The organism is Leptolyngbya sp. AN02str (assembly GCF_050565595.1).
GTDB lineage: Bacteria > Cyanobacteriota > Cyanobacteriia > Elainellales > Elainellaceae > Kaiparowitsia.
Map to the genome: position 1 here is coordinate 47,504 of NZ_JBNXVR010000017.1, position 20,175 is coordinate 67,678.

Genomic DNA, 20,175 nt, shown 5'->3' on the forward strand with positions numbered 1-20,175 from the left:
TGCGTTCTTTTAGATGGTGAACAGGGTTTAACGATGGTTCCAACTGTATTAAACGAACTTAATACTTCTGATCTGGATTGGATTGTAAAAACTGGCAAGTCAGTTGATATTGCTGAAGGGACGATCCTTACCCAGTCCAATCGCTCTAGCGATGTTATTTTTTTCATTCTTGATGGCCTATTTTTATTAGGAGCTGATGCGCAAACAACGTTCTCCTCTCAATCTTCTCAATTATCATCAGCGATCGCGTCTTCATTTATTCCATTGATTCAGCTCACGTGTGGAGAGATTGTTGGCATCCTGTCTAGCTTGGATTCAGAGTCGTCTTCGAGTGTCATTTACAGCCAATCTGCATCAACGATTTTTGCTATTCCCCGTTCAGTGCTGGCGCAAAAGCTCCAGGAGGATTTTGCCTTTGCAGCTCGCTGGTATCGAACCGCTGGTCGCTTGCTATTTCACCGGACTCAATGTTTGAAACAGCAATTGGCCAACCAGGGAGCCCCGGTCGCGCGATCGCACCAGCGGCAGGCCATTACCCTCTTTGCAGAACTTGAGGATAGTGATCTCGACTGGTTGGCAACGGTTGGCCAGGTTCAAACGCTGGCAGGCAATACGGTTTTGGTGCCCTGTGGGCGATCGCCTAGCGCACTTCACATTGTGCTAGATGGTGCTTTGGGCATGAGCCAGCCTAACGGAGCGGAGCAACTGGCCCAAAGTCATATACTGCTGCATGCGTTCTCGCGAGTGCATTTGGCTGCACCTGCCAACGAGGTACGGCTATCGCGAGGTGACCTAATTGGCGATATGGGATTGATTCATGCCTATGAACCTGTCACTCAGGTGTGGGCGGTTCGAGAGTCCCAGGTGCTATCTGTTCCCGGTTGGCGGCTGGCGGCCAAACTACTTCATGATGTGGGTTTTGCGTCTCGGTTTTACCGGGTATTAGCCATGTTGCTAGCAACAGACTATCAAGCGATTTTGCACACGGTTTACACCCGACATCTAGCCGAACAGGTTAACCGAGCTGGTGTTGAACCCTCTGCTTTTGGCCCTATCTCCAACGAGAGCAAATTGTTGACCCGCCTTTCTTTAGCAGAGGCCCGGTTTGAGTGGCTGCTGCAACGAATTCAGGCTCAATAACCCATCAATCCCCCAACTGGAAGATAAGCCCATGGTCACACCCCAACCTCAACTACATCCATCATCTAGTCATTCACGTCAGAGTTCGCAGTCCAATTTATCTAATCATTCACCAACTCATTCATCAGATCATTCATCCACGGTTTCCCAATCTGCAAAAAGCAAATTATTTCGTCCCGAAGCATTAGAGCGCAGTGCCTCTCCCGACGAGTTGGACCAATTGGTTCAGGTTGTGAGTCCACATCGATGGCTGTCCCTTGCCGCGCTGGGAACGGTTGTTGTGGCAGGTTGCTTGTGGAGTGTGTTTGGCCGTATTCCCATCAATGTTTCGGGTCAGGGCGTGCTGGTGCCCTTGCCGATTACCGAAGTGGCGACCAACCAGTGGCGGGTTGATCCCAGTCAGATTGTGCGTATCCAAACGCCGAGTGCGGGGCGATTGCTCACGGTTGCTGTGCGGACGGGCGATCGCGTTCAGCTGGGGGATGTGTTAGCCACATTGGAGCAAACTGAAGTGGAGCAACAATTGCAGTTGGCCCAGGATAAATTGGTGCAGTTGCAACAACAAGACCAATCAGCCCGTACGGCTCAGCGCCAGCGCGATATCTATCAGCAAACTGCGATCGCCCAACAGCGACAAACCCTCCAGCAAAGTTTGCAAACGGTGCAATCCCTTACTCCCATTTTGCGAGAGAAGGGAATTGAAGCCATTCAGCAGGAACGGCGAACCTTGCAACAGCGGCTGCAAACCCTACAGGCCCAAATTCCTACCTACGAGCAGCGCTGGCAGGCCCGACAAGTCGCTCACTCGGAGGGCGCACTATCGCGAGATATGGTGCTGCAAGCCGAGCAGGAATACTTGAACGCACAGGCCCAGCTCAATGAAGCGGAGTCGCAGCTCAAACAGCTGGATGTGCAAGAAGCCGATGCCCAGAGGGAATACCTGAACAGCGTGAATCAGGCCGATGAACTGCGAGCACAACTCAGTCAATTGGAAACCCAAGCTGCCTCCCAGCAAGAGCAAGATCTGGTTGCAGCTACGGCCCGCCAGAAAGAAATACAGGAAACCCAGCGGGCGATCGCCCAATTGCAGCTCCAGCTCCAGCAAGCGAGTAAAATCACCAGCCCATACGCAGGCAAGATCTTGGAAGTTTCTGCCAAGCCCGGTGAACGAATGGATCCAGGCATGAGTGTGGTAACACTATCGGCTCAGGGAGACTCGACGCCCCTGGTTGGGCTGATGTTTCTGCCCGTCAGCGAGGGCAACAAAATTACGCCGGGAATGAAGGTGCAAATGACGCCCACTACCGTTAAGCGGGAGGAGTATGGCGGTATTGTGGGCACGGTGTTTGAGGTGTCGCAGTATCCCATTACTCGGGCCGGGGCTGCTAGCCTCATCGGCAATCCCGATATGTTGCCCAGCCTCATGACGGAGGAACCACACGTGGCCGTATTTGCCCGCTTAGAAACTCACTCAGCGACTCGCACCCAGCTTGCGTCTAATACTACTGCAACGTCCGAAACCCTACGCTATCGCTGGTCTTCGTCTCAAGGTCCCAACCAGGCGATCGCACCTGGCACCACCGCGACTGCCCGCATCACCGTTGAAGCACGCGCTCCCATTTCCTATGTGCTGCCCGTTCTCAAGTCGCTGACGGGGTTGAACTAAGATGACTCAGCAACCACCACAAAACCCAGTCAACAGAGCCTATCGGTGGGTACAGGCGATCGCTGCTGACATCCGTCACCGCCTGCACCGTCTTCCCCAGGAGGTCAGGCAGCTACCGCAAACGGTGCAGCAGTTGCCCACCACCTTGTGGGGCCATGGCCGCATTCGCCGCACTCCTACAATTCTGCAAATGGAAGCCGTTGAGTGCGGGGCAGCCTCGCTGGGGATGATTTTGGGCTACCACAGAGCGATCGTCTCCCTGGCGGAATTGCGGCAAGCCTGTGGTATTTCCCGCGATGGCAGCAAAGCCTCCAATTTGCTCAATGCTGCTCGCAGCTATGGACTACACGCCAAAGGCTTCAAGGCTGATCTGGCGGCATTGCAGCAGTTACCCTGTCCGTACATCGTATTTTGGAATTTCAACCATTTTTTAGTGGTGCAGGGATTCCATCGGCAGCGCGTCTATCTCAATGATCCGGCGATGGGACCCCGCACCGTTTCCCTGGCAGAATTTAGCGAAGCATTCACGGGTGTTGTTCTCACCTTCGAACCCAAACCCGAGTTTCAAACGGGAGGGAAAAAGCCAAGTATGATTCGGGCATTGGGCGATCGCCTCCAAGGGTCTGTCAGTTCCCTCATCTTTTGCGTAATAGTGGGATTCTTGCTGGTGTTGCCTGGTTTAGCAATGCCTGCTTTTTCCCAGGTTTTTGTCGATCAAATTTTGATTCAAGGACGGGATGATTGGCTGCGCCCGCTCGTGCTAGCGATGGCATTCACGGCTACATTAACGGGATTGCTCACCCGTTTGCAACTGCAATTACTTCGTCGCTTAAGAATTAAGTTATCGATGAAGATGTCCAGCCGTTTTCTATGGCATCTTCTCTACCTTCCCGTTAGCTTCTATGATCAGCGCTTTTCTGGTGAAATTAGCAGTCGTATTCAGCTCAACGATCGCCTGGCTAATCTGTTGTCAGGACAGTTAGCCACAACGGTGATCTCCTGCGTGATGGTAAGCTTCTACGGTATTGTCATGTGGCAATACGATAGTGTGTTAACGCTGATTGGCTTTGCCTTTGTCACGATCAACCTGTTGGCTTTGCAAATGGTGGGACGACTGCGAGCCGACACAAACTTGCGCCTGATGCAGGAGCAAGGAAAAGTGAGCGGTGTGGCGATCGCTGGATTGCAGAGTATGGAAACCCTGAAGGCATCGGGCCTAGAGTCCGATTTCTTTACTCGCTGGGCTGGATACTACGCCAAGTTTCTCAACGCTCGGCAAGATATGGATGGATTAAGCCAGCGTCTGAGCACCTTGCCTACATTGCTCAGTAGCCTCAGCGCCATGCTGCTGGTAGTGGTGGGTGGTCTGCGAGTCATGGATGGACACCTTAGCATTGGTATGCTGGTCGCGTTTCAGTCCCTAATTCAGCAATTTATGCAGCCAGTCAACCAGCTCATTCGCTTAGGTGGCGACTTTCAAGAGTTGGATGGAACGCTCAATCGTCTAGACGATGTTTTGCAAAACCCAACTGATCCGCTGGTGAAACAGCATCCCTCTACGACAGAACTGCCGCCTGACTACGCTCAGCCCAAGCTAGAGGGATACGTCGAAATCCGCAATCTCACCTTTGGCTATAGCCGCACCGCTCCACCTCTGATTGAAAACTTCAATTTGTCACTCAAGCCGGGGCAGCGCGTCGCGCTAGTGGGCGGTAGTGGTTCTGGTAAATCCACGCTGGGCAAGCTGGTTTGCGGCTTGTACGAACCGTGGTCTGGTGACATTTTATTGGATGGTCGATCCCGCAGCCAGATTTCGCGCCCTGTACTGACCAATTCCCTCGCCATGATTGAGCAGGATGTGCTGCTGTTTGCAGGCAGTGTGCGCGACAACTTAACCCTGTGGGATACGACTCTTTCGGATCATCAGTTAATTCAAGCCTGCCGGGATGCTGCCGTTCACGACATCATTTTGTCGCTGCCGGGTGGGTATGGAGCAGAATTGGCTGAAGGGGCAACAAACTTGAGCGGCGGGCAGCGGCAACGGCTAGAAATTGCCCGTGCCCTGGTCAGCAATCCCAGCATTTTGGTCATGGATGAAGCGACCAGTGCCCTCGACACTGAAACCGAACGCACGATCGACTACAACCTGCGGCTTCGTGGCTGCACCTGTTTGATTGTGGCCCATCGCCTGAGTACGATTCGAGATTGTGACGAAATTATTGTGCTAGAGCGTGGAAAGGTTGTGCAACGCGGTAATCACGATGCGTTGAAAGCAATGGACGGCCACTATCTTCAACTGATTCGAAGCGAAGGTGAATCTATTGAAGATGCCTAGATGAATGCAATGGCGATCGCTCTCAATCCATCTTTAATGACACAAATAACCATAGGAGAAATTTCGTGTTCGCCCAAGACGCCTTATGTCAACACGATGCGACCCTTGAGTCCCTATCCAGCAATGAACCCCGATTCCTGAATCAGCCTAATATCGTTTGGCAAGTGCACACGGGAACATTAGCGGTATTTGCCGTGCCAGTTCACAAAGGTATTCCCAAAGGCCAACGGCGTTATTTATTCAACGTCAAGGCAGGAGAAGCCGTATTTCCCTATGTTCCGCTGTTTGATGAGGAAACTTCCTATCAGTTATTAGCCGTAGCCATTGAGCTTACACAAATCAAAATTCTTACAGAATCCGAATTTTGTACCTGGGCCGCTGATCACCCTGCCATCGCCCTTCTTCAAATTGAAGCCTGGGTTTACAACTTGGGCTCTACGTTGGCAGACATAGCCCCCGCCAAACTACCAACGCCGATCGCAACCTGTGGCGTATTAGACTATCCCGAAATCTTTCAAACCACACAGGGCTGTGTGGTTTGGGTACGAGTGCTGCAAGGGCATGCCGCCTTGTGTGGCATGCGTGGGCAATGGGTGAGGAACTGGTGTCCTGTGCAAACCCATCTTTGGCTGCAAGCAACGGACATTGTTGAGTTGGAGGTGATGCAGTTGACGGAAGACCAGCTTGCGACACCTGCCGCAGTTCAGCAGTTCCTGGCAGGTCTGAATCAGATGCAGGTATTGGTGATGCAAGGCATTGACCAATTGGAGCAGCAGAAATTGCAGCAGGAACTTCAGCGCTATCAGGAACGGCAACAGTTGAACACCCGCGCCGTGACTCAAACGCTTCACGAATTGGCTGGGGTCTTTAATCCAACGACGCGATCGCCCCACTTACCGCATGAATTTGCAACTTCCCAAACGTCTGACATGGCGTTGTTAGAGTCTGCTGGAGCCGCTGGCCGAGCTTTAGGCATTCCCATCTTGCCACCTGCCGAATCCGAAGATTGGCGACGGTTGAAAGATCCATTGGAGGCGATCGCCCGGGCCTCCCACATTCGGTTTCGCCGGGTTGCCCTGCGCGAGGGATGGTGGAAACGGGATGGTGGGCCACTGCTGGCCTACACCCTGGCGGATAATCGCCCCGTTGCCTTGCTACCCAAAACCGAATCCTGCTACGAACTGGTTGATCCAGCGCAGCAAACCCGCACAGTTTGTGATGTGCGCTTAGCGGCAACCCTGGCTCCTGTGGCCTTCACCTTCTACCGACCGCTGCCAAATCCGCTCAAACCTATCAACTTAATGCACTTTGCTCTATGGGGACACTTCAAAGAGTTGGGCCTGGTGCTGGTGGCAGGGGTAGGCGCAACGCTGTTGGGCATGGTGACTCCTCAGGCAACGGCTCTGCTGATTGATCAGGCCATTCCCGATGCTAACCGTCAACTACTGGTGCAAATCGCGCTGGGATTGCTCGCCACTACCTTGGGCGTCACGCTGTTTCAAATTGCGCAGGGCATTGCCCTGATGCGGCTGGAAACCTTTGCGGATGCTTCTACTCAGGCGGCAGTGTGGGATCGATTGCTCAAGCTCAAGCCATCATTTTTTCGGCAATATTCCATTGGCGATCTCAGTGCTCGCGTGTCTGCGGTCAGCCAAATTCGCCAAAAACTAGGCAGCACCATTCTCAAAAGCTTGTTTTCTAGCCTGTTTTCGTTGCTGAATTTGGGTTTGCTGTTTTACTACAGCGCACCCCTCGCCCTGATTGCGTTGCTGGTGGCTCTCATCAACATTAGCGTTACGGTTGTGTCTAGCATGCTCACGCTCAAAAAAGCACGTCCCCTGCTTGACCGCCAAGGCAAACTCTTCGGCATGATGGTGCAAATTATTAACGGGGTCGCCAAGTTTCGTATAGCAGGTGCCGAAACGCGGGCCTTTGCCTATTGGGGCAAGCAATATAGCCAACAACTCAAGCTCACATTAGCCTCTCAAGGGATTGAAGATAACTTAGCTGTCATCAATAGTCTCCTCTCAGCGTTAACGCCAGCTGCTTTATTTACCTGTGCAATTTATCTGCTCCAGCAAGCACAAACTGCTGAAGGCGGCTTTTCCATTGGTACCTTTTTAGCGTTCAACGCAGCATTTGGCACCTTTATCGGGGGAGCTACCAGCTTGAGTACAACGGTTGTCGATGTGATGGAGGTATTGCCCATCTGGCAGCGATCGCAGCCTATCCTCCACGCCACTCCCGAAGTCACAAGCGACAAGGCCGATCCAGGCCGACTTTTGGGCCAAGTCACGATTGATCGCGTGACCTTTCGCTATCGCGATGATGGCCCGTTGACCCTCGACAACGTTAGCGTTTGTGCAGAGCCGGGTGAATTTATTGCTTTGGTCGGACCATCGGGCAGCGGCAAATCCACCCTCTTTCGCCTGCTGCTCGGGTTTGATACCCCTGAGTCAGGCACGGTCTATTATGATGGGCAAGATTTGGCTGGGCTGGATGTGCATGCGGTGCGCCGACAGTTGGGTGTCGTTCTCCAAAACAGCCGACTCATGTCTGCATCACTCTTCGAAAATATTTCCAGCGGATCGCTGATCAGCATGGATGAAGCCTGGGATGCGGCACGCATGGCAGGTTTGGCAGACGACATTTTGGCAATGCCAATGGGCATGCACACGGTGGTGAGCGAAGGCGGCACCAACCTATCGGGCGGACAGCGTCAGCGACTCTTGATTGCGCGATCGCTGGTGTTACGGCCCCGCATTCTGTTGTTTGATGAGGCCACCAGCGCGTTGGATAACCGTACCCAGGCTATCGTGAGCGACAGCCTGGAGCGGTTACGGGTGACTCGAATTGTCGTGGCCCATCGCCTCAGCACCATTCGCAATGCCGATCGCATCTACGTCTTGCAAAATGGTCAAGTTATCCAGCACGGCAACTTTGAGACGTTAGCAGCCCAGTCCGGTTTATTTCGCCAACTGATTCAGCGGCAGCAGGTATAGTTCTGTTCTTGCTCTGTCAAACAGGTTGAATTCTGGCGCTTTTTAGAAATTCATTCATGGAGACCCTATGCAAGCGATGCAATCGTCTGTTTGTGCCAATTTTGTGTTGCAGCCCGTAGCGAAACCCTCACCTCCCAGCGGTCTGGTCATTGGTTTGTGGCTGAATGCGCTGGTTATGACGGCGATCGCGCTGATGATGTGGAAACAACGGCGCGATCGCCAACGCACTCGCCACATCCGCCAACATATAGAAACCCTCGAACGCCTTTGGCAATTGGAATCTGATTTTCAATCTTGATTCCTGCTGGATACGATTACTTGCGATCGCCTCCCAAGATAGGCCACACCGTTACGCTGAAGTTTTTTGACATTAGCTGGCAGCAAGGAAATACCCACGCCACCTGCCACAAGGCTAGGAACGTGGAAATCCAAGCTGTTTTCTGAGTCGTCTATCAGAAAAAAGTGAGGAATCAAGTTGCTTGAACACCCGTTTAAGTTTACATCAGAAACTCCAGCAAATTGTTGCAGAAGATGTATCGAAATCATGAATGGATTAGAGATTGCTTAAAACCAGCAGAAAACTAACCGGATGCATTTAGCGATAAAGATCCTTATGAAAAGGGCATTATGTGCAATATCCTTTTCATAAGGATTTCAGCCTTTTGAATTGACACGATGTTGAACACAGATACTAGCTGGAAACAATTCTGTCTAAATTCTGTAGAATTGGTTCCGGTACTTGACGAAAAAGCTTAAAGACTAATAAATAGTATCCAGAGTAATGCTTGCCTTGTAGCTTTTGGAGATAGTAACTCCTGCTATGGATTAGCCTTTGGGTGGAGATTTTTCTAAGGAAAATGTTGGCGATCGCATCATGTATCAAAGATTGCTGAAAAGCCTTAGATGAAATCTCCTTTCCGGTGCTAATTATCTTCTGTTTCTACTCGGGAAACGTTCCTTATTCTTGATGTCTTTTAATTGCGTTTCATCATGTAATTCAAGCCAATGACAGTATGGTAAAAGTTGCAAATTTTTATGTTGGATCAGCGATCGCCATCCTTACTTCCGTTGGTCTTGCTGTTGCTGCCAGAGCCGACACCGTCGATGCCCGCTGCGATATCTACCCTGTAGGAGAGGATCGCGCAACCTCCTCCGGTCTTTGCAGCTTCTCTCAGCGACAAGGTGCTGTGGGCATTCAACTGCAAAATGGCCAGCGCTATGATCTGCAACCTGTTGGCGACCAGCCCGGTAACTATGTGGATCAAAATGGACAGGCCGCTTATCGACAGTCAGGATTGGGCGATCGCGGTCAAATCTATCGCCTCTCCAACGAATCAATCTACGTGTATTGGGATACGGCTCCCTACGAGAGTGGGGCAAGCAATTCGGCTCCCACTAGCCCCGTTGCCAACAATCCCAACGATGGAACCTTAACAGCCAGAAGTTCCAACGCCCGTATTAATGTGCGATCGCAACCCACGATCAATTCGAGTGCGCCGCATTATGGGCTGGTGGGCGATCGCGTCCAGATCCTGCGCTGTGTGCAGGATACCGACACCAGAGGCAGTGATCTCAATTGGTGTAACGTTCGCTTCCCCAATTCCGGTGCAACAGGCTGGATTCGCAGTGATTTCATCATCTTTTCCGATGGTGGCGAATAATTTAGCGCAGTATCGGTGTATTCAAGCTTGAGGAGGATATACGATGAACCGTCTTAAACAAACTGCTGTGGCTCTCTCGATTGTTGCCGTCAGCGGCATTTGGGGAGTTGCCAATCAGGCTAGCCCGACCCATGCCCAAACCGTTCAATCTGCCCCTATCCTGATTGCGGCTACCCCAGTAACCTACATGACCGTCATTGATCGAGACCACGTTGTGGTTCAGATCTCCGAAGGTGAATTCTTGTTCCATGGTTGGTTAGAACGGACTTCCGGCAGCATGTTTGTTGGAGAAGATGGGCAGGTTCGCGTGATGTATGACATGGACACCAAGCAGATGGTCGTTATTAACGTTCGTACAGGCGATGAATTTTATAACTACACCTTCTCGAACGTCGATGAAGGTTCGCTATAGCCAAATCTATTGGTGCTGAGATGGAGTGCAGATCATCTTAACGAGTCAGGTTGGAGACCTTTTGAACTGTGAGGAATGCTATGAAGTTTCGTCGGTTGATTCCTGTGATTGCCAGTTCGCTGCTCATGGCGATCGCCCTTAATGCCTACGCTCAAAATGCCGGAGATCCGGTTCGGGATGTCCAAGATCTGGTGGGTGCAAGAGGGCGAGATGGCGAAGCCGAATTGGAACAGCGGGGCTATGAGTATCGCTGGGCCGAGCAATCGGGCGATGCGGTTTATAGCTACTGGACGCAATCGGGAAGTGGGCAGTGCATTATCGTGCGGACTGATAATGGACGTTACGCATCGCTCGTGTATGCAGGAGGCACAACAGACTGCAATCGTGGCGATTCCACAAGCACGCAATCCTCTGCCCCGCCCGCCTTGCAGGATATGGTGGGAGCAAGAGCCGGACAGGCAGAAGGCGAGGTGCAACGACGCGGCTATACCTACCGTCGCAATGAGCGGATTTCCAACACAGCCGTTGCATCCTTCTGGATTGAGGGCAACTCTGGACAGTGTGTGGAAATTGTGACCTCGGACGGCCGCTTTCAAGACATTTTTTACGTCGATTGGTATCACTGTGTGGATTAAGGATCGAGTCCGAAATAGAACGTGAGATGTTATTTGGGAAGAACGACTCCGCCGCGCTTGCTAAACAACATTCTGGGTTTTATTCAATTGGCAATTCTAGGAATCCGTCAGAACCTACGCAGTTGAATGATGGTGGGAGTGCCTAGCGCTCCCACCATCATTCAACCCCTGGTTTTTCGGATGACGTGCGTAGGTCCTATCCGTTTGAAACAGTTCTAGGAAGGTTGGATTTTTCCCAAACTAACTCTAAGGATTATGGATTGAATAAGACGCAATTTTGTGGAAAGGTTTGGCATGATCAAACTCGTACCAGGTTGCTCCTGTTACCTAATTTGCATTGCGAAGCTAACCTACGTCACAAAGCCGGAAGCGGTTTTCATTGCGTTGAGTCAGGCTGGATCAATGTCTGGGTGCCCCCCGTAACTTGATGTCTATTTCCTTAAGACAACTCTTAACGTGTATTTTGGCTTTTGCGATCGCCCTGGGAATTACCCTATCGCCAGGGCGACCTGTGCATGCTCAGTTGTCCCTGCCGGAGGGGTTTGGCCAAAGTGAAAATGTGGGGCCTCCATCACAGGTGGCTCGCTACGGTAATCTTGAAACGATCGCCGTGAGATCGCCGCTCAGTTTGACCAAACTGTTCACCATCGCATCTCCCACCATTTACGATCGCAGTCCGGATGCTCTGGTGGGTAAGCAAACTGTAGAGCAACGAGCCGCAGAGGTGAGTGCGCGTCTATTGCTTCTGCTAAAACGCCCCATGGATGCCGAGACATTGGTGTTTGATGTTTCGCAGTTGAACAACATCAAAATTATTCAAGCGCGGGATGCCCAATTTACTGAACCACTGATTTTGATGTCTGTGACCGAGTTGGACTCTCAGTTCAACGGGTTGCCTGTGGATCAGCTCGCGGAGCAGTGGCGAGGGGTTTTAGAACAGGAACTCCGAACAGGTCTCCAAGAGCTGCCGCAAAGCCAACAGCGCATCCTGCGCATGTTGCTGGGGTTGGGGGGACTTACGGGCATCATTGTCGTTGTGAAATACGGCCTGTTGCGTCGCCAGAAGCAACTGCGCCGACAGAAAAAGGCACGCAAAACAACACCCGGTTCCACACCAATCGCAGCTCCATCCGAACCGCAAACGCTGCAACCCGTGCTGCCCTCAGAAGCTGCGATCGCCCCAACACACACTCCTCTTCTACAACGACTGGCGCATGTCTTTAAGCGCCTTGCCACAACAGATAACGTGATGCCATCGGTTGTTGCAAGAGTGCTGACGCTCGATCGCCAGCTTAGTTTGTTGGCCTTCATGCAGTGGCTATTGTTCTGGTTACTGATTTTGGCCTGGTATGGCGGCGGCTTCTGGATTGCCCTAATGTCGCCTTACTTGCTCGAAAACCAGTTCAGATGGGTCGAAGTTCTGCTGGATTTATTAGGAATCTGGTTCTTTACCGGGATATACATTCGCCTGAGTCGGTGGCTGGTCGATCGTCTGGCCGATCAATGGAAGCGTTCTAATGCGACGGATTTGATTCAGTTAGGAGATACCCAACGCCACCAACTCCGGATTTCGACTATTGCTGGAGCGGCCAAAGGGTTGGTGACGATCGGATGGCTTATTGTTGGTGGGTTATGGGCATTAGGAGGGATTGGGGTGCCAACCGCTTCTACGGTTGCCATTCTGGGACTGCTGGCATTAGCCATCTCCTTTGGATCGCGACGGTTAGTGGAAGATCTGGTGAATGGTTTTTTGATCCTGGCGGAGGATCAATTTGCGCTCGGAGACTACATTGATCTGGGAACGGTTTCTGGATTAGTTGAAAATTTTAATTTGCGGGTTACGCAACTTCGCAGTGGGACGGGTGAGATGATCACGATTCCCAACCGTCAGATTAACGAAGTGAAGAACCTGACACGCGGATGGTCACGGGTAAATTTCAGCATAGATGTGGCGTATCACACCAATCCTGATCGCGCCCTAACGCTGATGCAGGAAGTCGCTCAGGGACTGTATCACGATTCTGCATGGCATGACCAGATTGTGTCAGCCCCCAAGGTGCTTGGCATTGACAACGTTTCCCATAGCGGCATGACCATTACCACCTGGATTGAGACACAACCGGGTCAACAGTGGTCAGTCGGTCGAGAATTTCGCCTGCGCGTACGGCGGGCACTGGCAGAAAACGGCATCGAAATCGGTGCACCGCAGCAAAACTATGCGTTGGATTCCCCTGTCAATCATTCAAATCACAATTCTCAAGCAATTAGAAAACCGGAGAATACCTGAATCACGAGGTGCTTATGCCACAAGCTGACGTTGCCCGGATTTTTTACAGTTCGCCTTTGAGCCGTCCTCGAAATGCCATCTTTGCCATCACCGTTCTGGCAACGCTGTTGGTAGCCAGCCTCTATTCGCTGTTTCGTAACTATTTCTCAGCCCTCTCCCCAGCGGATGTCCAGGTCTTTTTCAGCAGTCAAATTGCCGTCCTACTCATGACACTGCTCCCCCTTGCCATTCTCTGGTTTCTCGATCGCCGCGAACCCGAATCTCGCTGGCTTTACCTGATTGCCGTATTGTGGGGAGCCGTGATTGCCACCGCAATTGCGCTGCCCATTAACGCTTTTATTTTCCAGGCTGTAGGTGATTTTGTGGCGCTTCACCCCGATATCAAAGCCATTTTGGGCGAAGGTGCTGGGAATATGCTGGCACTCCCGATCGCCGGTCCGATTGTAGAGGAAATCGCCAAAGGGTTAGGGGTGTTGCTGCTGTTCTGGCTATTCCGAAGTGAGTTTGATAACGTGCGCGATGGCTTTATTTATGGCGCATTGATAGGAATTGGCTTTAACTTGCTGGAAACTCCGCTTTACATCACCAATGGGTTTCACTCCACGGGTGATATGCCACTGTATTTTCAAATCGCCGATCGCTTTGCACTGTTTGGGTTTGCGGGTCATGCGCTGTACACCGGGCTGTTTGGCATGGGCTTGGGGTTAGCCCGTCAAACCACTCGTCGCTGGTTGCGCTATGCCGCTCCGATCGGTGGGTGGCTGCTGGGGTTCTCCGGGCATTTCCTGAATAATGCCTTGGGGGTACTCATTGCACTCTCCGTTTATTTGACCACGGGTAAGCCATTGGCTGATATCCCCGAAACGGCGGCTGCCACTCCAGCGGTTGTGGAACCTTTCTTAAGTCAGTGGGTGCAGCACAGCGCCATGCGACTGGTGGGCTTTTTCCCGTTTTTCCTGATTGTGGGGGTGATGCTCTGGCAGAGCGGCATCTGGGAGCGAAACGTGATTCGGGAACAGCTTGCCGATGAGCAGGAACCCGTGATTACGCCAGACGAGTATGAAGCCGTGAAGGGCGATCGCCTCTTTCGCACTCGCCGCATCGCTGGATGCGATCGCCGCACCTCTACCACCATTGTTAAAGCTCAGGATGAACTGGCCTTTCGCAAGTGGCGACTGAAGCAGCATGGGCAGGATGTAGACACCGATCCGCTGGTGGCATCCTGGCGAAATGAGTTGCTGCGCCTGCGGGGTGCGAAAATGCCTGCCCCTTGCTGAATGCAGATATGAGGTAGACGGTGAACCCTCGATTTCACCCTCCACTTGATGCCTCTCGCAATTCCTAAATACTCAATCAGTCCAGTTAGTTCAGTTAGTCCATGAACTGCGATCGCGATGGATCATCCTGCTAAAACCAACTTCAAAGCCCGCAACCTGATTTTGGATTATGCGTTGGGTGCCACCATTATTGCCCTGCTGCCTATTCCAAATATTCGGGTATGGCAAGCGATCGCCCTGGTGCTGCTCAACGTTTTGCTGGTGAGCAACCTTGCCCGCCTCTGGCAGTCTCGAAAGCGAGGTGGGCTGTTGGCCAGGATTGGCGTTTTGTTTGGCATCGTTGGTGCAATGTTGATGGGGCTGCTGGTTTGGGTGGTGGTGGTGATGGGAGTTGTGGTGCCGCTCATCGGGCTGCTAGCCCCTGGAATAGCCACCTTCTCTTACTTCTGGGGGATGGGGCAGGCGGTCAATCATTTTTACGTGAGTCAATCCCTTATCATTTCGCACCGTTCTCCTTCCTCGGATGAGCACGATGAAATTTAACCGCCGGTTTTTACTTTGGTCTGGGTTGGGCACTACGATCGCGGCACTATTTGGGCGCGAACAGTTGCGGCAGCAGGCTCTGAAAGCCGAACAGGGGAAACTCCAGCAGCTGTACGATCCAACGGAACTGGTTCAATCTGCCTTTGAGGCTGACCTGACGGCAATGCAAGACCTGATCGCCGTGCAGCAGAGTGCCAAGCTGCGATCGCCCACTATTCCCTACAGCCGCGAGTGGTCGAAGCTGTTGATTACCGGCAGCAAACTCGCTACCCAGCAATATCTCAAGGGCAAGTTTGACGCAAATTATGACGGGAGTATTTCGGCCTTGCCCCTCTACACCCAGGGCTTTACCCCCTTTCGACAAATGACCTCCTTTCAAGCCGCCGAACGGGTAGAAGAGGCCATTCCCCTGGAGGTGCCGCTGGCCGCCTTAGCCAACACCCCCAACGACTTGAATGAACTGGGCGATCGCGTCAACCAAACCAAAGACGTGATTCAGGATCAGGTGAAACAGGTGGTGCAACTGCAGCAACGAATTTCGGTTTACTACGGGTTTTTGTTAGCGTCTTCCAGGCTGAATGTCCTGATGTTTCGAGGAACGCAGCGGCAACTGGAATGGCTGGAAAATATCCTGGCGATTCAATCAGACTACCTTCATCCCGTAAATGGAACGGCGATCGGTAAAGTTCATTCCGGCATTTATGACTTTTACAACACCCATTTAGCCGCCGCCGTCAGGGAAGCGGTGCAATCCTTAGATCCACAGCAGCCCCTGGTCATCTCCGGGCACAGTTTGGGAGCGGCGCTGGCGGCCTTTGCAGCCCTTGATCTAGCCCTGACTTTGCCCAAGTTTCGACCCAGTATTCAGATTTATACCTACGCCGGTCCCCGGTTGGGCAACAAAGCATTTGTGGAAGCCCATAGCCAGTTGCTGCCGAATCACTATCGCATCACCAATCTAGCCGACATGATTCCCATGCTGCCCCTGAGCAAACTCCTCACGGATGACTTTGTGCACGTGGGTGAGTCGTGGTCGTTTCTATCTCAACAGGGTGACATTATACCCAATCATTTCGTCGAAACCTACCGCCAAGCCATTGAAAAAGGGGCAGAAACCCGGTCAGATAAGGGTTTTGATAATTTGCGGGTGCGTTTGTCGTAGACCCTGGATGTGCCTTGATGCCTCGCCTAAGAGCCAAGAGTCTTGCTTTTGTTCTGACGATGCGAAGGGAGTTTGATGATGTGCGCTGCTAAGTCAGCCTTTTAACGTATGCAGCGTCGGCGTGTGACCTTGCCACCTGCCAGTCACCTGAACCCGTAAACCTGCCTGATTGGAGATCATCCATGAATACCCAAATCGAGTCAAAAACAGATCCACGCACCGATTCAAGAATCCGCCCGTTACTGCGCATCCTGCGCAACCCACTCGTCAGCATTCTGGTGCTCTACAATCTCTTGCTTTACTTGCAAGGGTCAGGCTACGTTTTCATGTTTAGTAATGACGTAGCATCAGCTCCGGGAACGCCCCTGCTCCTCCCGTCAGGCCAGTTAGTACCTCTGGTCACGGGCGTGTTCATCATCGCGAGCCTGCTGATCGTCTATTTGAGCTATGCGTATTTCGTAGAACGCCGATCGGTTAGCGAACTGGCCCTGCCCCCCTTAGGTCGCGAACTCGGCATCGGTCTTTTGCTCGGCTTCGGACTGTTCACCACCTGCGTTTTGATCGCAATGGCCTTCGGTCTCTTCCGCATCGAGGGTATTGCTGGTTGGCAGAACTTAGTGACAGGGGTGACATGGGTGACGGTGATAACCCCCTTTACCGAGGAGCTGGTGTTCCGTGGCGTGTGGTTTCGCATCCTTGAGGGCGTGTTCGGTAGCTGGGTGGCGCTGGTGCTCTCATCCCTGTGGTTTGGCTACGTGCACAGTGGCAACGCAGGCGAAACCTTTGTCGGTGTCGCGGCCATCGCCATCGTGTTCGGCCCGATGCTGGCCGCACCCTATATGGTTACTGGTCGCCTGTGGATCAGCATCGGCATCCACATCGCCTGGAACTACACGATGGGCAAGGTTTACTCCGGTGCCGTGTCTGGCGGCGAGCAAATGCAGGGTTTGTTCAAGACCACCTTCCAAGGGCCAGACCTACTCACCGGCGGCAGCGCTGGCATGGAGGGTTCGCTGATCGCAGTCCTGGTGGCGACGACATTCACCGTGGTCATGCTGGTTTTGGCGGTGCGGCGTGGCAGCATCGTGCCATCGCCCTGGCAGCGCAACGCCTGAACCTTCCCATTTGCTGTGTTTTCCTGAGGCATCGCCATGAAGTTTTCGTTTGCGCGATTGATTCAATTCATGGTTCTGACAGTGGCGGCGATCGCCACCAGCGTTGCTGCTACTGCAAACAACCGCAGCCCGTTTGGCCCTACCTGGGAGCCAGCCGACTGCTCAACGTTTGGACTGGTGCCCCTGGTTGCCGCCCTGTCAGACTGCGGCTATGTCACCGTGCCTGAACACCACAGCCAGCCCAACGGTCGCACAATTCAACTGGCCGTCGTGCGGACTCGCAGCATTGGCGACAACCCGGCTCCAGACCCGCTGATGATGGAACAGGGTGGGCCAGGCAGTTCAACGATTGGATTATTCCCCAGCAAAATCGTCCCTTCCACCAACGTTGGAACCGCGATTTTGCAGCAACGGGATATGGTGTTTGTGGAACAGCGCGGCACGCAATTTTCCCGTCCGGCGTTGACCTGTCCAGAGCGGGTTGATCACAACGTTGCGGTTGCCAAGGGTGAACTGGAATTTACTGATTCAGGCTGGATCACCGCCTGTCGCGATCGCCTCGTCGCCACGGGCGTAAACTTTAGTGCCTTCAATAGCATCGAAAATGCGGCTGATTTGTATGTTGTTGCCGAGGTTCTGGGTTACGAGCAGTTTAACTTTTATGGTGCTTCCTATGGGACGTTGCTGGGGCAGTATGTGATGGCTCAAGCCGACGAGCATCCCGTAAAACTCCGGAGTGTGATTCTGGATGGTGTCGTTAGACCGGATGTTGACTTTAATTTGGGGAGTTCCTACTCCATCAGTCAGGCGCTCCGCAATGTGTTTGCCGCCTGCGCCCAGGATGCCCAATGCAACCAGACCTACCCCGATCTGGAAAGGGTCTTTTCGTCATTGATCGATCGCCTCAACCAGCACCCCATTCCTGCCAAACTCACCCTTCCCAACACCCAAGAAACCTTTGACGTTTTGTTGGATGGCAAAGACTTTGCCTATGCCATTGTGCCGTACCTATACAGCACAGAAGACAGTCGGTTCCTGCCCCGCAACCTTTATCGGGCTGCACAAAACAATGATTTTGCCTGGGCTGAGGAGAAGCTTTCCACAGGGTTGGTCATGGATGAGGCCGAAGGCATGTATAGCGCAGTTCTCTGTGCTCATGCTGCTTCTACCACGGTCGATCCGGCCACGCTGTTTCCACCCCCCTATCCCCAACTTGCTTTTTTTGGCTCCCAGGAAAAAGCCCTCGTCGATCGCGCCTGTGACGTACTCCAGGTCGAATTGGAGCCTCCCTTTGCCTACGAAAACACCGAGATTCCAACGCTGGTGTTGAACGGTCAATTTGACCCGGTTACGCCCGAAGTCTATGGCCAAGCCGTCGCCCGCAACCTGGAAAACGCCTATGTCTATACCTTTCCGGGTGTCGGTCACGTCTCTCTGGTGGCAAAGGCCAACACGACGGGTGCCACCTGTTCCCAAGCGATCGCCCTCGATTTCCTGACCGACCCCAACCGCGCCCCCGACTCTCGCTGCCTTGCCGAGGTCAAACCTGTTTTTGAATCTGAGTAATGCCTGCCATTCTGCATCTTGAGGTGCCCCATGTTGCTGACTGATTCCGCCCGCATTCTCTATGGTTCACCCTTGAGCCGTCCTAAAAATACAATCTTTGCCATTATCGTTCTGGTGATGCTGTTATTAGCCAGTACGTTTTCCCATTTCCGTAACTTTTCGACCCTCTCGCCAGGAGCAGTCCAGGTTTACATCATTGGCTTGCTTGCCTCGCTCCTGATGGCGCTGATTCCCCTTGCCATCCTATGGTTTCTCGATCGCCGTGAACCCGAATCTCGCTGGCTTTATCTGATTGCCGTGCTGTGGGGAGCCATTATCGCCTCCGCATGGCGATTCCCATTAACACGGTGATCTTGAATAGTCTGGGTGATTTTGTGGCGCTTCACCCCGATATCAAAGCCGTTTTGGGCAAAGATGCCGGGATGCTGCTGGGGGCTCCCATTGCAGGGCCACTGGTGGAGGAAACCACCAAAGCTCTGGGAGCTTTGCTGTTATTCTGGCTATTCCACAGCGAGTTTGATAATGTGCGCGACGGCTTCATTTTTGGAGCATTGATCGACATCGGCTTTAATTTGCAGGAAACTCCGCTTTACATCGCCAGGGGATTTGACAGCGCAGGAGATATTCCGCTGTATCACGAAATCGCCTCTCGCTTTGCGGTATTTGGGTTTGAGGGGCATGCCCTGTTTACCGGAATGTTTGGCATGGGGCTGGGGTTAGCCCGTCAAACCACCCGTCGCTGGTTGCGCGTTGCGGCTCCGATCGGCGGCTGGTTGCTGGGGTTTTCGGCTCATTTCCTGACCAATATAACCGGGTTGGTGATCGCACTGGTGATCTATTTCCAGACGGGTCAACCCATGGTTGATACATCCGCAACGGCAACGATCGCACCGGCTGTGGTGACACCGTTCTTGAATCAGTGGGGACAGCAAACCTTCACACGACTGATGACTTTGTTCCCGTTTTTCCTGATTGCGGGGGTAATGCTCTGTCAGAGCGGCATCTGGGAGCGAAACGTGATTCGAGAACAGCTTGCCGATGAGCAGGAACCCGTGATTACGCCAGACGAGTATGAAGCCGTGAAGGGCGATCGCCTCTTCCGTACCCGCCGCATTGCTGGATACACCCGCCGTACCTCTACCGCCATTGTCAAAGCCCAGGATGAACTGGCGTTTCGCAAGTGGCGACTAAAGCAGCAGGAGCAAGATGTAGACACCGATCCACTGGTGGCATTCTGGCGAGATGTGTTAAGTCACCTGCGAGAGAGGAAAGAAGCGATCGCAGCATGAGCCAGAACTTCGAGTAGAAAGCCACCCCTAACCCAATAAACCTCTCGCCCAACCAGTCCATCACCACCTCCCCAGATATCCCACC

The 20,175-nt window shown here is 52.8% G+C and carries 16 protein-coding genes; all 16 read left to right on the top strand.

Annotated elements, in window-relative coordinates; genetic code table 11:
* The first annotated feature begins 33 nt into the window (after positions 1-33).
* The 16 genes from ACQ4M4_RS14510 (at position 34) to ACQ4M4_RS14585 (ending at position 20,090) form a co-directional block, all read left to right on the top strand.
* Entirely contained in the window at positions 34-1,140 is a 1,107-nt protein-coding gene (locus ACQ4M4_RS14510; RefSeq protein WP_430685214.1) for a hypothetical protein, read from the top strand.
* Between the two features lie 31 nt (positions 1,141-1,171).
* Positions 1,172-2,806 carry an NHLP bacteriocin system secretion protein gene (locus ACQ4M4_RS14515; protein ID WP_430685215.1) on the top strand — a complete coding sequence of 545 codons (1,635 nt, stop codon included), beginning with the start codon at positions 1,172-1,174 and terminating at the stop codon, positions 2,804-2,806.
* Position 2,807: 1 nt separating this feature from the next.
* Positions 2,808-5,141 carry an NHLP family bacteriocin export ABC transporter peptidase/permease/ATPase subunit gene (locus ACQ4M4_RS14520; RefSeq protein WP_430685216.1) on the top strand — a complete coding sequence of 778 codons (2,334 nt, stop codon included), beginning with the start codon at positions 2,808-2,810 and terminating at the stop codon, positions 5,139-5,141.
* A gap of 65 nt (positions 5,142-5,206) precedes the next feature.
* Complete coding sequence (locus ACQ4M4_RS14525) at positions 5,207-8,143, top strand: NHLP bacteriocin export ABC transporter permease/ATPase subunit (protein WP_430685217.1); 2,937 nt, start codon at positions 5,207-5,209, stop codon at positions 8,141-8,143.
* Between the two features lie 67 nt (positions 8,144-8,210).
* On the top strand, positions 8,211-8,441 hold the full coding sequence (locus tag ACQ4M4_RS14530) for a hypothetical protein (RefSeq protein ID WP_430685218.1): 231 nt from the start codon (positions 8,211-8,213) through the stop codon (positions 8,439-8,441).
* Between the two features lie 715 nt (positions 8,442-9,156).
* Positions 9,157-9,804 carry an SH3 domain-containing protein gene (locus ACQ4M4_RS14535; RefSeq protein WP_430685219.1) on the top strand — a complete coding sequence of 216 codons (648 nt, stop codon included), beginning with the start codon at positions 9,157-9,159 and terminating at the stop codon, positions 9,802-9,804.
* Between the two features lie 43 nt (positions 9,805-9,847).
* On the top strand, positions 9,848-10,216 hold the full coding sequence (locus tag ACQ4M4_RS14540; protein ID WP_430685220.1) for a hypothetical protein: 369 nt from the start codon (positions 9,848-9,850) through the stop codon (positions 10,214-10,216).
* A gap of 80 nt (positions 10,217-10,296) precedes the next feature.
* The gene (locus tag ACQ4M4_RS14545) at positions 10,297-10,851 is read left to right on the top strand and encodes a hypothetical protein (RefSeq protein ID WP_430685221.1); all 555 of its coding nucleotides are present in this window, start codon (positions 10,297-10,299) and stop codon (positions 10,849-10,851) included.
* Between the two features lie 427 nt (positions 10,852-11,278).
* A complete protein-coding gene (locus tag ACQ4M4_RS14550) occupies positions 11,279-13,138 on the top strand; it encodes a mechanosensitive ion channel family protein (RefSeq protein ID WP_430685222.1) in 1,860 nt (619 codons plus the stop codon).
* Between the two features lie 14 nt (positions 13,139-13,152).
* Positions 13,153-14,415, top strand: a complete 1,263-nt coding sequence (locus ACQ4M4_RS14555) for a PrsW family intramembrane metalloprotease (RefSeq protein WP_430685223.1) — start codon at positions 13,153-13,155, stop codon at positions 14,413-14,415.
* 117 nt (positions 14,416-14,532) lie between these two features.
* Positions 14,533-14,958 carry a hypothetical protein gene (locus tag ACQ4M4_RS14560; protein ID WP_430685224.1) on the top strand — a complete coding sequence of 142 codons (426 nt, stop codon included), beginning with the start codon at positions 14,533-14,535 and terminating at the stop codon, positions 14,956-14,958.
* Positions 14,948-16,120, top strand: coding sequence for a lipase family protein (locus ACQ4M4_RS14565; RefSeq protein ID WP_430685225.1), 1,173 nt, complete (start codon positions 14,948-14,950; stop codon positions 16,118-16,120). Before ACQ4M4_RS14560 ends, ACQ4M4_RS14565 begins: the two co-directional genes overlap by 11 nt.
* Positions 16,121-16,302: 182 nt before the next feature.
* Positions 16,303-17,235 (top strand): CPBP family intramembrane glutamic endopeptidase, encoded by a 933-nt coding sequence (locus ACQ4M4_RS14570; RefSeq protein ID WP_430685226.1) that lies wholly within the window; start codon positions 16,303-16,305, stop codon positions 17,233-17,235.
* Positions 17,236-17,271: 36 nt separating this feature from the next.
* Positions 17,272-18,801 (top strand): alpha/beta fold hydrolase, encoded by a 1,530-nt coding sequence (locus ACQ4M4_RS14575; protein ID WP_430685227.1) that lies wholly within the window; start codon positions 17,272-17,274, stop codon positions 18,799-18,801.
* Positions 18,802-18,831: 30 nt separating this feature from the next.
* Positions 18,832-19,152: a hypothetical protein gene (locus tag ACQ4M4_RS14580; protein ID WP_430685228.1), complete on the top strand. Its 321-nt coding sequence runs from the start codon at positions 18,832-18,834 to the stop codon at positions 19,150-19,152.
* Complete coding sequence (locus ACQ4M4_RS14585) at positions 19,128-20,090, top strand: PrsW family intramembrane metalloprotease (RefSeq protein ID WP_430685229.1); 963 nt, start codon at positions 19,128-19,130, stop codon at positions 20,088-20,090. The genes ACQ4M4_RS14580 and ACQ4M4_RS14585 overlap by 25 nt, the downstream gene beginning before the upstream one ends.
* Positions 20,091-20,175 lie beyond the last annotated feature (85 nt).